Origin of the sequence: Vannielia sp. (assembly GCF_029212645.1) — a bacterium.
GTDB lineage: Bacteria > Pseudomonadota > Alphaproteobacteria > Rhodobacterales > Rhodobacteraceae > Vannielia.
On the sequence record NZ_JARGND010000015.1, the window covers coordinates 5962 to 19392 of the forward strand.

A 13431-nucleotide genomic window follows, 5' to 3' on the forward strand; every position below is an offset into this window, starting at 1 on the left:
GACCGGGCGTGAAAACCGGCTTAACAAGTAAAATGCGCGGCTTTTTCAGCCGTTCAGGCGGGGTTTCCTTTGGCTTCAATCAGCTCGGAAATCTCGGTGACCTTCTGCTCCAGAAGCGCGCGATTTCCCTTTGTTTCAACGTTCAAACGCAGCACTGGCTCGGTGTTGGACGAGCGCAGATTGACCCGCCAATTATCAAACTCAAGGCTCAGCCCATCAAGACGATCCTGGGTGTTGGCGGCGGCGGCATAGGTCGCCTCGAAGGCCGATTTAGCGGCCTCGGTGTCGGCCAGCCGAAAGTTGATTTCGCCGGAGGAGGGGTAGTTTTCGCGCATTTGCTGCACCATCTGCGACAGGCTTTTGCCCTCGCTCGACAAGAGCTGCGCGATCATCAGCCAAGGGATCATGCCGCTGTCGCAATACATGAAGTCACGAAAGTAGTGGTGCGCCGAAATCTCGCCGCCATAAACAGCATCCTCCCGCCGCATCAGCGCCTTGATCAGCGAATGCCCGGTTGGGGAGGCCACCGCAGTGCCCCCGGCCTCGGCGATTACCTCGCGCGAGTTGAAGGCGACGCGGGTATCATGAACGATCTTCGCGCCGGGATGGCTGACCAGAAAGGCCTTGGCCAGCAGCCCGACAACAAACTCACCCTCCACGAAATTGCCGGTTTCGTCGCACAGGAAACACCGGTCAAAATCGCCGTCCCACGCGACCCCCATATCGGCCTTTTCCGTCGTGACCCGTGTGCCGGTGGCAGGCTGGTTTTCGGGCAGGAGCGGGTTGGGGATGCCATTGGGAAAGGTGGCATCCGGCGCGTGATGCATCCGCACAAAACTCAACGGTGCGCCGCGCGCGGCCAGTTTTTCGGCAATCGCATCAAACGGCGCCCCCGCCACGCCATTTCCCGCATTCACCAGTATTGTCAGCGGCTTGAGCGCTGAAATGTCAACAAAGCTCACGATCTTTTCGGCGTAGGCGTCACGGCAATCAACGCTCCTGCGGCTCCCCTTGGTGGCCGCATCCGGCAGAGCTGCGCCGCCACAGAGTGCCTTCAGGCGCTCCATTTCGTCCTCGGCGGACAGGGGGCGCGATCCGGGGCCGACCATCTTGATTCCGTTGTAATCAATCGGGTTGTGGGAGGCGGTAATCATCAGCCCGCCACCGGCCTCCAGGTGCGTTGTGGCAAAATACACCTCTTCGGTGCCGCAAAGCCCGATATCCAGCACCTCGACGCCCGCCGCCATCAGCCCCTCGGCGATGGCATCGGTGATCTCGGGCGAAGAGGGGCGGATATCCTGGCCCACGACAGCCGTTTTGCAGCCCGTCACCTCGGCAAAAGCCCGGCCAATTTTATGGGCGAGGTCGGTATCGAGATTTACCCCGATCTGGCCGCGAATATCATAGGCCTTGAAGGCGGAAAGGTCGGTCATATGGGGTGGTCTCCGAAACAGGGGCGGGGTTTATGCTGCACTTGCAAATGAACCTGACCCGCGGGTGAACCGCAACCGCCAATACAGGGGGGCGTTGCGGGGGAATTCCCTTTCAAATACGGCTTCCATAGGCTATGGCCTCGCGCCAAACACACAGGAAGGAATCCCGCATGGGTTATCGCATCGCCGTCGTCGGTGCCACGGGCAACGTGGGCCACGAAATGCTGAACATCCTCGCCGAACGCCAGTTTCCGGTGGATGACATCGTGGCACTTGCCTCGCGCCGTTCGCTCGGAACCGAGGTGAGCTTTGGCGACAAGACCCTGAAAACCAAGGACCTTGATACCTTTGATTTCACGGGTTGGGACATGGCGCTGTTTGCCATCGGCTCAGACGCGACCAAGGAATACGCTCCCAAGGCAGCCAAGGCGGGTTGCCTCGTGATTGATAACTCCTCGCTCTATCGCTACGACCATGACGTGCCGCTGATCGTGCCCGAGGTGAACCCCGATGCGATCGAGGGCTATGCCAAGCGGATGATCATCGCCAACCCCAACTGCTCGACCGCGCAGATGGTGGTGGCCCTCAAGCCGCTGCATGACCGCGCGAAAATCAAGCGGGTGGTGGTGAGCACCTACCAGTCGGTCTCTGGCTCGGGCAAAGAGGCGATGGAAGAGCTTTGGAACCAGACCAAGGGAAAATACGTGCCGGGACAAGAGGTTGCGGCTTCCGTCTACCCCAAGGAGATCGCCTTCAACGTGATCCCGCACATTGACGTTTTCCTTGATGACGGCTCAACCAAGGAAGAGTGGAAGATGGTCGCCGAAACCAAGAAGATCATCGACAAGTCGATCAAGGTGACGGCCACTTGCGTGCGCGTGCCGGTGTTTGTGGGCCACTCGGAATCGGTGAATATCGAGACCGAAGATTTCCTTGATGAGGACGAGGCCCGCGACATCCTGCGCGAGGCTCCGGGCATCATGGTGGTCGATAAGCGCGAAGATGGCGGCTATGTGACGCCGGTGGAATGCGTTGGCGATTACGCGACTTTCATCAGCCGCATCCGGCAGGACAGCACCATCGACAACGGGCTGAACCTTTGGTGCGTCAGCGATAACCTGCGCAAGGGCGCGGCGCTGAACGCGGTTCAGATTGCAGAGCTTTATGGCAAGCGGATCCTGAAAAAAGGCTAGGCTTTCCCGCCAGAGCAAAAAACTTCAAGGCCGGTCCAAGGATCGGCCTTTTTGCTGAGTCATACTCAGGAACCGGCACCCGATGCGGTGCCATATTCCAAAGCTTGCCAAGCGTGCAGGGGGCTTTCACACTCCGCGCAGGGCATTTCAAAACAAGGATTCCTCTGGTGACACGTTTTTTGCTGGCAACCGCACTTTCAACCCTCCCCGCAATGGCCGCGCTGGCGGATGATTTCCGCGCCGATGCGCCGGTGAGTGCCGTCACGGTTTACCCCGAGGGCGCCTCGATCACCCGCCTGGTTTCGGCCGAGTTGCCAGCGGGCAGCCACAGGCTGTTGTTCCCGGTGCCGCCCAGAATGGCCGCCTACGGTCCACCGCAAATCCGCACCCAAAGCGGCGTGGCGCTGGGCGCAACCCAGTTGCTGAACGGCTATGTGACCGACGCCGAAACGCTTTATTCTGAGGAACAAGAAGCCGCGAAAGCCTCTGTCGAGGCCGCGCGCGAGGCCGTTGTGGGCAAGTCAAACGAGATCGAGCGGGCGCAGGTGGCCCTTGCCGCCGCCGACGCGCGCATTGCTTTTCTGGCTTCGGTGAAGGGGGTGGCGCTGGATGCGATTGATCCCGAGGCGCTGCGCAATGCCGCCGGGATGATCGGGAGCGAAACCGCTGCCGCACAGTTGGAAAAGCGCACCGCCATGGAGGCGCTTCGTGGGCTTTCCGAGCAGTTGGACGTTCTGAAAAAGGCGCTCGCCCAGTCCGAGGCGGATCTGGCCCGGCTGATACCGCCGCAGGGTGCAATTGATATGCTGGCCGTGTCGCTGGAGCTTGATAACCCGCAAACGGTTTCGTTGGAGGTTGAAAGCCTGAGCCGGGAAGCCGCGTGGCGCGCGGATTATGATTTGCGGCTTACGCGTGGGGATGACGCCTCGGTGCAGATTGATCGCAAGGCGGTGATCTTCCAATACACCAACGAGCTGTGGAACGAGGTTGATCTGGTGCTCTCAACCGCCGATCCCTTCGCCCGCATCGTGCCCAGCGAGCCGCCGGTCAACCAAGCCAGCATTGGTTCGTCGCTAGAAAAGCGATCCAAGGTTTCCTCCGCGCCGCCGCTTGCGGCCTCACAGCGATACGCCGAGGCTGATTCTGCGGGGATGGCACTTGAAGAGCCCATGGTCATCGTTGCCGGGGTGAAGGTTGAGGGTATATCGGTGCGCTATGATTATCCGCGCAAGGTAACGCTTTCGCCGCGAGACCGGGACGGGCTGCAACTGGCGCTCGATACGGTGACGCTGGACGCCGAAGAAGAAATCACCGCCGTGCCACGCTTTGATGACACCGCCTTCCTGATGGCGCGGATGCGCAACACGCTGCCAGAGCCGATCCTGCCCGGCGAGGCCTCGATCTACCGTGACGGGGTGTTCGTGGGCCGCGGCGGGATTGATCTGATCCCGGCGGGCGCTGAAGAGGTGCTGTCCTTTGGCCCGCTTGAGGCGCTGCGGCTGGAGTGGAAGCTGCTCAACAATGATACCGGCGACCGGGGCATCGTGAGCCGCTCCAACACCCGCGAACAGGCGATGGAGTTCACCGTTGAGAACCTTTCGGCAGAGCCGGTAGATCTCACGGCGCTCTTTGCCTTGCCTTACTCCGAGCAGGAAGACCTGGAGCTTGATGTCGAGGCCCGCCCAAGGCCAACCCGCGAAGACCACGAAAAGAAGCGCGGTCTTGGTGCCTGGGACATGGAGCTTGCCGCCGGGCAAAAGCAGGTGGTGCGCATCGATGTGACCTTTGATTGGCCCACCGGCTCGGGGTTGAACTGGCAGCCCTGAGCTGACATGCCCCGCCACCGGGACGTCAATTTATCGACCCGCGCCATGGATGCCCGTGGCGCGGGGGTGATATGAGGCATGGCTTCAGGCGGCGCGCTGCTCTTTTTGCGCGCTGTTTTTCCTGGGGGGCCGTGCGGCGGGGAACTGGCTGGCAAACTTCAGCGTAAGGTCCTCGCGGGTGAGGCCAAGCCGGGCCAGCGGCACCAGCGGTTTTTCTATCGGCCAGGTGCATAGCACCAAGGGCGCGCGGGCGGTGCTGCCCTCGCGCTCTTTGGGGGAACGCAGCACATAGCCAAGTTTCCTGAGCCGCGCCTGAAGCCCCGGCCAGGTGACCGAATCTTCAAAGGCTGCCGCCAGAGCGCGGCGTTTATCGACCACCGTCGGCGGCACCTTAGGCGCTTCATCGAGGCGGGTAAGGATCGCCTGGCGGAGAAATTCCGCCAAGGTTTGGTCAGCCGCGCGGGCGGCGCGGTTGGCCTTGTTCAGGAGCTTGAGAGGCATCCGAAGGGTGAGGGTCATCGCAGGCTGTTTCATGCCCTTGATCCTGAGACCACTCAGTTAATTCGTGGTAAACGCAACCCGAAAAACTGGCCTCAGACGGGCACGAAATCATCCTTCCTGCCATCATAGTTGAGCAATGCGCCCTCTCGGATATCGACCCAAAGGCCATGCAGGCTTAGCTCTTCGGCCTCCACAGCGCTTTTGACAAACGGAAATCCGATCAGGTTGGAGAGTGATTCCTTCACCGCCTGCTGTTCGAGCGCGCGCAGCCGCTGCGGCTCATCCTCAATGTCCTTCACCCGCTCGTAACCGGGCCGCAGAATATCCAGCCAGCGCCCGATGAATGAGGCCTTCTCCTCCAGTTCCGGCAGCTTGCCCGAGCACATATCGGCGCAGCCCTGCACCCCGCCGCAGTTGGAATGGCCAAGCACCAGAAGATGCGCGACCTTCAGCACCGAAACGGCATATTCCACCGCTGCTGACGTGCCGTGCGGGTCGCCATCGGGCTCATAGGGCGGCACCAGGTTGGCGATGTTGCGGTGCAGGAAAATGTCACCGGGTTGAGCGCTGAACAGATCGTTCACGTTAACCCGGCTGTCACAGCAGGAAATCACCATCATCGGCGGGCGCTGGCCTTCATCGGCCAACCGCCGGAACCAGCTTTTGTTCTGCTCATATCGAGTGGCTTTCCAGCCCTCATAACGGGTTACGAGATAGTCGGGCAGTGGCTTGGTCAAAGTATCCATTGGGTTCGCCTTTTTGGAGTCTTGCGAAATTAGGCTGTATTTACGGGAATTTCGAGTGATTTCCACCATCGGGGCTAACGGTTTTTTCAGGCTGCTGGCGCTATGCCCTGTCTGGCGAAACTTTGGGGTGTGATTTAGGAGGTGCGAGCCATGGCGCTTGTTTCCGTTTTGGACGTTGTTGATGATATCCGGCTTGATCCGGACAGGCTGGGCCATCTGTATTATCAGCTTGGCGAACAGGGGGCCGAGGATGTGGTGTGCCGCGCGATGGAGGAGCTAGCCGTGCGGCTGGCGGACCTTGATACACTGTACCGTGAGCGCAAGCTAGAGAAGGTGGCGCGGCTTTCGCGCAGCCTGATCGCGATTGCCGAGCAGATCGGCATGATCGGCCTTGCGCGCGTGGCCGGGGATGTTTCCTACGTGGCCAAGACGGGCGATTTGCCTGCGCTCTCGGCCACGCTGGCCCGGTTGAGCCGCATCTCTGACCGCTCGTTGACCGAGGTGTGGGACGCGCAAGACCTCTCTGTTTAGGTGGGCGGTATCGGCGGGCAGGTGCGAATCATTGCTTTGGGCCGGGTCGTGGGGCACCCGGCTTCCCCTTCCGGGGGGGAGGCTTTAGGTTGGCACCAAAATGCCAGAGGGAGCGCCGATGTATTCCACCCAGTTGCCGGAATTTTCCACCAGATCCGAAGGGGCTGTGCCCGTTTACCTTGTTCTCGCCGAAGATATTGGCAGTCTCGCCGCGCGCATTGGCGAGGCCGGGGAGGCCTGGGCCAAGGCGGCTGGCTTTGCAGGCGGTGCGGGCAAGATCTGCCTTGTGCCGGGCGAGGGGGCGTTGGCCGGTGGCCTCGGCGCGGTGCTTTTGGGGCTTGGCCCCAAGGCAAAGCGCAATCGGCGGCGGTTTGATACAGGCGGGCTGCCGCACACGCTGCCCGCGGGCAGCTACCGCTTGGCCGATGAGCTTGCGCCAGAAGCCGCTGAGGAGGCCGCTTTGGGCTGGTTGCTGGGCAGCTACCGTTTCACGCGCTACGCTGGTGAGGCCAAGGCCGCCGCGCAGCTTGTGGTGCCAGAGGGCGTTGACGCGAGGAGGCTGGAGGCCATTGCGGCTGGTGAATTCCTCACCCGCGATCTGATCAACACCCCGGCAGGGGACATGGGGCCAGAGGCGCTGGAAGCGGCCTTCATGGCGCTGGCGGCAGAGCATGGGGCGCAGGCCTCAGCGGTGCTGGGCGACGATCTGCTCGGCCAGAACTTTCCGATGATCCACGCCGTGGGCCGCGCCGCCGATGAGGCGCCGCGCCTGCTTGATATGCGCTGGGGCAGCGAAGGCCCAACGCTCACGTTGGTGGGCAAGGGCGTGTGCTTTGATACCGGCGGGCTTAACCTCAAGCCCGGTGCCTCGATGGGGCTGATGAAAAAGGACATGGGCGGCGCGGCAACCGTGCTGGGCCTTGCCCGGATGATCATGGCGCTTGGCCTCAAGCTGCGGCTCAGGGTGCTGGTGCCCGCCGTTGAAAACGCGGTGAGCGGCAACAGTTTTCGCCCGCAGGATATTTTGCCCTCACGCAAGGGCCTGACGGTTGAGATCAACAATACCGATGCCGAGGGGCGGTTGGTGCTGGCAGATGCGCTCACCCTGGCGGGCGAGGACGCCCCCGATATGATCATCTCGATGGCGACGCTCACGGGCGCGGCGCGGGTGGCGGTGGGCGATGATATCGCACCCTTCTTCACCGGAAACGAAACCTTGGCCTCTGCTCTCGGCGAGGCGGCAGCACGGGTGGCTGATCCGGTCTGGCGTTTGCCGTTCCATGAGCCTTATGAAGCCCGGATCGAGCCGGGGATCGCAGACCTTGATAACGCGCCAAAAGGGGGCATGGCAGGGGCCACAACGGCGGCCCTGTTCTTGCGCCGATTCGTGCCCGACGGCGCGGATTACACCCATTTTGACATTTACGGCTGGCAGCCAAACGCACAGCCGGGGCGGCCCAAGGGCGGGGTTGGCATGGGCGCGCGGGCGCTGCTGGACGCCCTGCCAAAGGTGCTGAACCTGTGACTATGGATCGCCGCCTCACCGCCGCCAACACCCGCGTTGCCGCCGCCGCCCTGAAAGGGCTGGTCGAGGCGGAGCGCTATGTGGAAGGCGAGGCGGCCTGCGTTTCGGTGGCCGTGGTTGACCTTTGCAGCGCCCCGGCGGGTGCGCGGGATCGCCAGCTTTTGCTGGGCGCGCGCGTTGTCGTCTATGAGCGCCAGGCAGGCTGGGCCTATGTGCAGGCGGCGAAGGATGGCTATGTCGGCTACCTGCCCGAGGAGGCACTGGGGCCAGCCTTTTCGCCCACCCACCGGGTTACGGCGCGTGCCACGCATCTTTACCCCGAGGCCAATTTCAAAACCCGCGAGCGCATGGCGCTGTCCCACGGCACCCGACTGGAGGTGATCGGGCAGGAAGGCCGTTTTGCGCAAACCCCGCTGGGCTTTGTGCCGCATCACCACCTTGTCACGCTGGATGCCCGTGAGCCGCCAATTGATGTGGCCCGCCGCTTTTTGGGCACGCCCTACCTTTGGGGGGGCAATTCGGGCAGCGGGATTGATTGTTCGGGGCTGGTGCAGGCCGCGCTTTGGGCCGCGGGGGTGGGCTGCCCCGGTGACAGCGACCTACAGGAAACCACCATTGGTGCGGCGGTCGCGCTGGATGATGAGGTGCGCCCGGCTGATCTGTTTTTCTGGAAAGGCCACGTGGCCATGGCGCAGGATAGCCAAACGCTGCTCCACGCGACCGCGCATTTCATGGCGGTGGTCGAAGAGCCGCTCGCCGAGGCGTTGGCGCGGATCGAGCGGGATGACAGCCCGCTACGCAGCCGTCGGCGGATTGCCGGGCTTTAACCCCAGCTTATCGGGTCCAGCCGGAACAGTTCTGCCAATTGCTCATAAACCTCGGGCTCATCGCTTTTCAGCGCTGAGGGCCGCTCAAAAAACAGCTCGACCGCGACGGCAAAAAACTCTTCCTGCCCTTCTGCGCCGTAAGGGTCGATCACCGTATGGTGGCCGTGCTGAACAGCGTGCAGATGCCGCTCATAGGCCCCCACAAAAACCCGCGCATACTCTGCAAAGCTCTGGCCCTTGGCCAGCACCGGGGCGCCATCGGCGCGGCCTGAAAGATCATCCACCTGATGGGCAAACTCGTGCAGCACAACATTGTGGCCATCACTATCATCCAGCGCGCCCTGCTCGGAATGCTGCCATGACAGGATCACCGGGCCGCGGGCCCAGCTTTCGCCGGTGCGCACGGTTTCATGCTCGGTTACCACGTAGCCGTTGTGCTTTTGCTGGCGCGATTTGAAGGCGCCGGGGTAAATCAGGATGGTGCGCAGGTTCCTGTACCAGGTGCCGCTGTTCACGATCAGCAGGCAGGCCTGCGCAGCAATCGAAAGGCGCATCGCCTCGGTCACGTCCAGCCCGTTGCAGCCGATAAATTCGATCTGATCGAGGAACAGGTTGATGCGGCCTTCAAGCTGGGCGCGCAGCTTGCCGGGCAACCGCCGGGTGATCGGCACCTCCTGCGCGATGATCTCGCGCTCGGCCTCGGTGAGCGGGCTGGCGAGCAGGGCGGCGCGGGCGCGCGCTTTGCTCCAGCGGCGGTAGCCATAGGCCCCGGCGGCGAGCACCACGAGAAGGAGGATTATGACGAAGGGCATGGGGATGGGCGGCACAAACGATCGTTGGGTTGCGGGCAAAACGGCGTGAAAGGCCGCGCGGGTTACTCCACCGCGCGGATCAGCTTGCGCTCCAGCACCCTGAGCACGGTGCGCAGATCATGGCCGCGTTTCAGCACCTGCCCGTCGATGCTGATCACCGCGTACATCCCCTGCTTGGCGCGCAGTTTGGGGCGCTTCTCGACCCGGTAGATCGGTTGCTCGGCTGTGCGACGGAAGATCGAAAAGATCGCCACGTCACGCAGATGGGAAATCCCATAGTCACGCCACTCTCCCGCCGCCACGAAGCGACCGTAAAGTCCGAGGATGAGCGAAAGCTCGGGCCGTTGGAAGGCCACCTGTTCCTCTGCGCGCCGTCCGGGAAACGGTGTAGGCGTTTGCATGTTCATAGGTCTTAGATTGGGGGTGCGGCCCGGTAAAATCAAGCGTCGTGAAATTGCCACGAAGACACCGCGCCCCTGACGCGGTCCTTTCCTCTGCGTGCCGCGATCACCGCTCAGAATGGTCTGCATGCAACGAGCCTCAGGGCTCTCCCCGGCGGGGCGGCTTTTTGCCCCCACCCAATCCGCCGCGCCGGGGCTGCTATTTTCGCCCGTCGTCCTTTTGGGCGGCGGGCGCTTTTTTGGGCGGGTCAGGCGAATTGCCCCTGGCAAAACCACCCCGCTGAAAGCTGGCCACCGTGGGCGTAGTAAAGCCACAGGCGCATCCCGCAGCGGGTTTCGACGCGCCAGTAATCGCGCTGGCCGCTGCGCCAGTCGGGATCGTCCAGCCACCATTCCGGCGCAATCCGCTCTGGCCCGGCGGCCGAGGCAGTTTGGAATGCGCGGTTGCGCCAACGAAAGGCGAGAGGCAGGGCGCTGGGCGCGGGCTGAGGCGCATCGCCCTCGGGGGGCAGCGGGCTTACAAGTTCTGGCGCAAACATCAGCAGCGGGCGCAGGGCGCGGGGCTTTTCGGGCCAGTCCGTTGCGGGGGCCGACCAGGCGGCGGCGCGCACCTGGGTGGCCTTTTCGGGGATGTGGCTTTCGGCGGGGGCGAGGCGGGTGATCTGCTCCAGCCCCACCCGTGCGCCCAGCCGCCCGATCAGATCATCCATCGCAGTATCGGTGGCTGCGCGGCTGCGTGCCTCGGCGCTGGCGCTCAGGTGGCCGCGGTGTTGCACCGCATGCACCGGCTCGGTGACATGGGCCTCAAGGCGCAGCGTGTCGATGCCCTCTCCGGCCTCCACCTCGCCCAGCTTCATCGCCAGAAGCGGGCGCAGGCGCTCGGGGTCTGCCGAGGGGCGGGCAAGGCCCACCTCAACCGTCTGGCTGGTGTGATCGCAGCGTAAAACCTGAAGCCTGAGCCGCCGTGCCCCGTGCCCTGCGGCGCGCAGGCGTTCCTCAAGCCGGGGCAGCAGCCGGTCGATCCCGGCGGAAACATCGGCCTCAAGGCCAATTGGCTCAGGGAGGGTGAGGCGCACGGCAAAGCGCGGTGCCTCGCGGGCGGGGGACACAGGCTCAGGCGCGGCCCCCAGCGCCTGATCGAGCCGCAGTACCAGTTCAGAGCCAAACCGCCGGGCCAGTGCGGCGCGGGGCTGGCATGCCAGCTCGTCGATCCGTCGCAGCCCCAGCCGCGACAATTGCCGTGTGACCTGCGGTGACAGGCGCAGCGCGGCCACCGGCAGCGCGGCCAGCGCCGCACGAGATTGCCCCGGCGGCGCGATCCGCCCGGCCGGGGCGGCGCCCGGCTCTGGCCCGGCCAGCGGCAGCGCCCCGCCGCGCTCCCAGTGCCGCCGCTTGGTGGCGCGGGCGCGGGTGGCGCGGGCTTCCCGGTCAATCGCATCGCCTGAGCGCAGCGCCTCGGCGCGCTGGCCTGCAAACCGCGCCAGCGCCCAGGCCGCGCCGACCGTATCGGCGATCCCGGCGCGCACGGTCAGCCCCAGCCCGGCGCATTCGCCCTCCACCTCGCCCAGCAGGCCTTCTTCGCCGCCAAACAGATGCGCACAGCCGGTGATGTCGAGCATGAGGGCGGCAGGCGCGGTCTCGCCCACCCATGGCGAAAACTTGCCAGCCCAGCGCCGCAACCCGGTGAGAAACCCCGCCTCGGCATGGGGCCGCGCAAGCCGGGTGACCAGCGTGGGGCACATGGCCTGGGCATCGCGCAGGGGCTGGCCCACCCGCAGCCCGGCCTCCTCGGCCAACCCGTTGAGTGAGGCCAGCAGCACCGAGTTGCCAACCTCCCCCACCACCGCAAGCGCCCCGCCGCCAAGCTGCGGCTCGGCGCGGATCACCCGCTCGGCGGCGAGCCGGGGGAACCAGAGCGATAGGATCCGGCGAGGGGGCATGGCGGCGATGGCACGGCTAAATTGTTCACGATATGTTCCAGCCTACAGGGGGTGTGCGGCAGAGTCGAGTCTGCCGCCGCCCTCTGCCGCCCGCTTGCCTCAGCCGCAGCTGACGCGGGTGATCACACCATTGCCATCAAGGTAAAAGTTCATCCGCGAGGGGTTATATTCCTGCGTGATGATCGCACCGGGCTGCACGGTGCGGGTGGTGCCCCGGATCCCCAAGGTTGAGATCACGCTGGCCGGTTGGCCAACCGCAACCTGTTGGTTTGAGGCGCCGCAGGTGTCTGGCTCACGCTCAAGCAGGCCGCTCGGGTCTGCGCCAGCATCTGTCGGGCCGCCCTCTTCATAGGCTGGTTGGCAGCCGGCAACAGCCAGCAGCAGGATCAACGGTAGTGCAGATTTCATCGCGCGCATCTCTCTTGTACCCGGTTGATTTACCGCAAGCCTTGCCTCACGGTCTGGCCAATGAGTCTAACGGGAGAATCCGGAAATGAAAACGCGTGCGGCAGTTGCCCTGGAGGCTGGCAAACCTTTGGAGATCATGGAGGTCAACCTGGACGGCCCGAAGGCGGGCGAAGTTCTGGTGGAGATCAAGGCCACCGGTATTTGCCACACCGATGAATTCACCCGCTCGGGCGACGATCCCGAGGGGCTGTTTCCGTCGATCCTGGGCCATGAGGGCGCGGGCATTGTGCTGGAAGTGGGGGAGGGCGTGACCACGCTGAAACCGGGCGATCATGTGATCCCGCTCTATACCCCCGAATGCCGCGAATGCCCCTCCTGCCTTAGTGGCAAGACCAACCTGTGCACCGCGATCCGGGGCACCCAGGGCAAGGGGCTTATGCCTGATGGCACCACCCGCTTTTCCATGCTCGATGGCACGCCGATCTACCATTACATGGGCTGCTCGACCTTCGCCAACCACACCGTGATGCCCGAAATTGCGCTGGCAAAGGTGCGGGAAGACGCCCCGTTTGACAAGATTTGCTACATCGGCTGCGGTGTCACCACGGGCATCGGCGCGGTGATCAACACCGCAGGGGTAGAGATTGGCGCAACGGCGGCGGTGTTTGGCCTTGGCGGCATTGGCCTCAACGTGATCCAGGGCCTGCGGATGGCCGGTGCCGATATGATCATCGGCGTCGATCTCAACGACTCCAAGGAGGAGATGGCGCGCAAGTTCGGCATGACCCACTTCGTGAACCCCTCCAAGATCAGCGGCTCGGTGGTGGATGAGCTGGTCAACCTCACCAAGCGCGGCGCGGATGAGATTGGCGGCGTCGATTACTCCTTTGATGCCACCGGCAACGTGAATGTCATGCGCGACGCGCTGGAATGTTCGCACCGCGGCTGGGGTGTGAGTGTTATCATCGGGGTCGCCCCGGCGGGGGCCGAGATCAGCACGCGGCCCTTCCAGCTGGTGACAGGGCGGGTCTGGAAAGGCACGGCCTTTGGCGGCGCGAAAGGGCGCACCGATGTGCCGAAGTTTGTTGAGTGGTACATGGATGGCAAGATCGAGATTGACCCGATGATCACCCACAAACTCACCCTCGACGACATCAACGAGGGGTTTGAGCTGATGCACGCAGGCAAATCCATCCGCTCCGTGGTGGAATACTAAGCCCGGCAGAACACGCCGCTGCTCGCGCCCAAAGGAGACGCCCCATGCCCCTGTTGCCGCCCTGCTGCTCCT

Annotated in this window: 13 protein-coding genes; 6 read left to right on the top strand and 7 right to left on the bottom strand. The window is 63.7% G+C overall.

Features of this window, described 5'->3' with window-relative positions:
- Positions 1 to 53: 53 nt before the first annotated feature.
- Positions 54 to 1433, bottom strand: a complete 1380-nt coding sequence (locus P1U55_RS06875; protein ID WP_301046795.1) for a phosphomannomutase — start codon at positions 1431 to 1433, stop codon at positions 54 to 56.
- Between the two features lie 170 nt (positions 1434 to 1603).
- Between P1U55_RS06875 and P1U55_RS06880 the strand changes: the two genes are divergently transcribed.
- Positions 1604 to 2626: an aspartate-semialdehyde dehydrogenase gene (locus tag P1U55_RS06880; protein WP_301046796.1), complete on the top strand. Its 1023-nt coding sequence runs from the start codon at positions 1604 to 1606 to the stop codon at positions 2624 to 2626.
- A 167-nt stretch (positions 2627 to 2793) separates the two neighbouring features.
- On the top strand, positions 2794 to 4452 hold the full coding sequence (locus P1U55_RS06885; protein WP_301046797.1) for a mucoidy inhibitor MuiA family protein: 1659 nt from the start codon (positions 2794 to 2796) through the stop codon (positions 4450 to 4452).
- Positions 4453 to 4536: 84 nt separating this feature from the next.
- On the opposite strand, the gene P1U55_RS06890 is transcribed toward P1U55_RS06885, so the two are convergent.
- Positions 4537 to 4986, bottom strand: a complete 450-nt coding sequence (locus P1U55_RS06890; protein WP_301046798.1) for a hypothetical protein — start codon at positions 4984 to 4986, stop codon at positions 4537 to 4539.
- Between the two features lie 59 nt (positions 4987 to 5045).
- The gene (locus P1U55_RS06895) at positions 5046 to 5699 is read right to left on the bottom strand and encodes a carbonic anhydrase (RefSeq protein WP_301046799.1); all 654 of its coding nucleotides are present in this window, start codon (positions 5697 to 5699) and stop codon (positions 5046 to 5048) included.
- A 150-nt stretch (positions 5700 to 5849) separates the two neighbouring features.
- Here P1U55_RS06895 and P1U55_RS06900 point away from each other — a divergent pair, with 150 nt between their 5' ends.
- The 3 genes from P1U55_RS06900 to P1U55_RS06910 all read left to right on the top strand — a co-directional run bounded on the left by P1U55_RS06900 (position 5850) and on the right by P1U55_RS06910 (position 8582).
- A complete protein-coding gene (locus P1U55_RS06900) occupies positions 5850 to 6230 on the top strand; it encodes a hypothetical protein (protein ID WP_301046800.1) in 381 nt (126 codons plus the stop codon).
- Between the two features lie 118 nt (positions 6231 to 6348).
- Positions 6349 to 7755, top strand: coding sequence for a M17 family metallopeptidase (locus P1U55_RS06905; protein WP_301046801.1), 1407 nt, complete (start codon positions 6349 to 6351; stop codon positions 7753 to 7755).
- A gap of 2 nt (positions 7756 to 7757) precedes the next feature.
- Positions 7758 to 8582, top strand: coding sequence for an NlpC/P60 family protein (locus P1U55_RS06910; protein ID WP_301046851.1), 825 nt, complete (start codon positions 7758 to 7760; stop codon positions 8580 to 8582).
- Here P1U55_RS06910 and P1U55_RS06915 read toward each other — a convergent pair.
- The 4 genes from P1U55_RS06915 to P1U55_RS06930 form a co-directional block, all read right to left on the bottom strand.
- Positions 8579 to 9394: a M90 family metallopeptidase gene (locus P1U55_RS06915; protein ID WP_301046802.1), complete on the bottom strand. Its 816-nt coding sequence runs from the start codon at positions 9392 to 9394 to the stop codon at positions 8579 to 8581. The genes P1U55_RS06910 and P1U55_RS06915 overlap by 4 nt on opposite strands.
- Before the next feature lie 62 nt (positions 9395 to 9456).
- Positions 9457 to 9801 (bottom strand): DUF2794 domain-containing protein, encoded by a 345-nt coding sequence (locus P1U55_RS06920; RefSeq protein WP_301046803.1) that lies wholly within the window; start codon positions 9799 to 9801, stop codon positions 9457 to 9459.
- Between the two features lie 242 nt (positions 9802 to 10043).
- Positions 10044 to 11735, bottom strand: a complete 1692-nt coding sequence (locus P1U55_RS06925; protein WP_301046804.1) for a DNA polymerase Y family protein — start codon at positions 11733 to 11735, stop codon at positions 10044 to 10046.
- Between the two features lie 99 nt (positions 11736 to 11834).
- Complete coding sequence (locus tag P1U55_RS06930) at positions 11835 to 12143, bottom strand: I78 family peptidase inhibitor (protein WP_301046805.1); 309 nt, start codon at positions 12141 to 12143, stop codon at positions 11835 to 11837.
- Positions 12144 to 12228: 85 nt separating this feature from the next.
- Between P1U55_RS06930 and P1U55_RS06935 the strand changes: the two genes are divergently transcribed.
- A complete protein-coding gene (locus P1U55_RS06935) occupies positions 12229 to 13359 on the top strand; it encodes an S-(hydroxymethyl)glutathione dehydrogenase/class III alcohol dehydrogenase (RefSeq protein WP_301046806.1) in 1131 nt (376 codons plus the stop codon).
- The last annotated feature ends 72 nt before the right edge of the window (positions 13360 to 13431 follow it).

Bases quoted from the DNA above. Each gene is read 5' to 3' on its own strand.
- P1U55_RS06875 (WP_301046795.1), bottom strand. From the start codon at position 1,433: ATGACCGACCTTTCCGCCTTCAAGGCCTATGATATTCGCGGCCAGATC.
- P1U55_RS06880 (WP_301046796.1), top strand. From the start codon at position 1,604: ATGGGTTATCGCATCGCCGTCGTCGGTGCCACGGGCAACGTGGGCCAC.
- P1U55_RS06890 (WP_301046798.1), bottom strand. From the start codon at position 4,986: ATGAAACAGCCTGCGATGACCCTCACCCTTCGGATGCCTCTCAAGCTC.
- P1U55_RS06895 (WP_301046799.1), bottom strand. From the start codon at position 5,699: ATGGATACTTTGACCAAGCCACTGCCCGACTATCTCGTAACCCGTTAT.
- P1U55_RS06900 (WP_301046800.1), top strand. From the start codon at position 5,850: ATGGCGCTTGTTTCCGTTTTGGACGTTGTTGATGATATCCGGCTTGAT.
- P1U55_RS06905 (WP_301046801.1), top strand. From the start codon at position 6,349: ATGTATTCCACCCAGTTGCCGGAATTTTCCACCAGATCCGAAGGGGCT.
- P1U55_RS06910 (WP_301046851.1), top strand. From the start codon at position 7,758: ATGGATCGCCGCCTCACCGCCGCCAACACCCGCGTTGCCGCCGCCGCC.
- P1U55_RS06915 (WP_301046802.1), bottom strand. From the start codon at position 9,394: ATGCCCTTCGTCATAATCCTCCTTCTCGTGGTGCTCGCCGCCGGGGCC.
- P1U55_RS06920 (WP_301046803.1), bottom strand. From the start codon at position 9,801: ATGAACATGCAAACGCCTACACCGTTTCCCGGACGGCGCGCAGAGGAA.
- P1U55_RS06925 (WP_301046804.1), bottom strand. From the start codon at position 11,735: ATGCCCCCTCGCCGGATCCTATCGCTCTGGTTCCCCCGGCTCGCCGCC.
- P1U55_RS06930 (WP_301046805.1), bottom strand. From the start codon at position 12,143: ATGAAATCTGCACTACCGTTGATCCTGCTGCTGGCTGTTGCCGGCTGC.
- P1U55_RS06935 (WP_301046806.1), top strand. From the start codon at position 12,229: ATGAAAACGCGTGCGGCAGTTGCCCTGGAGGCTGGCAAACCTTTGGAG.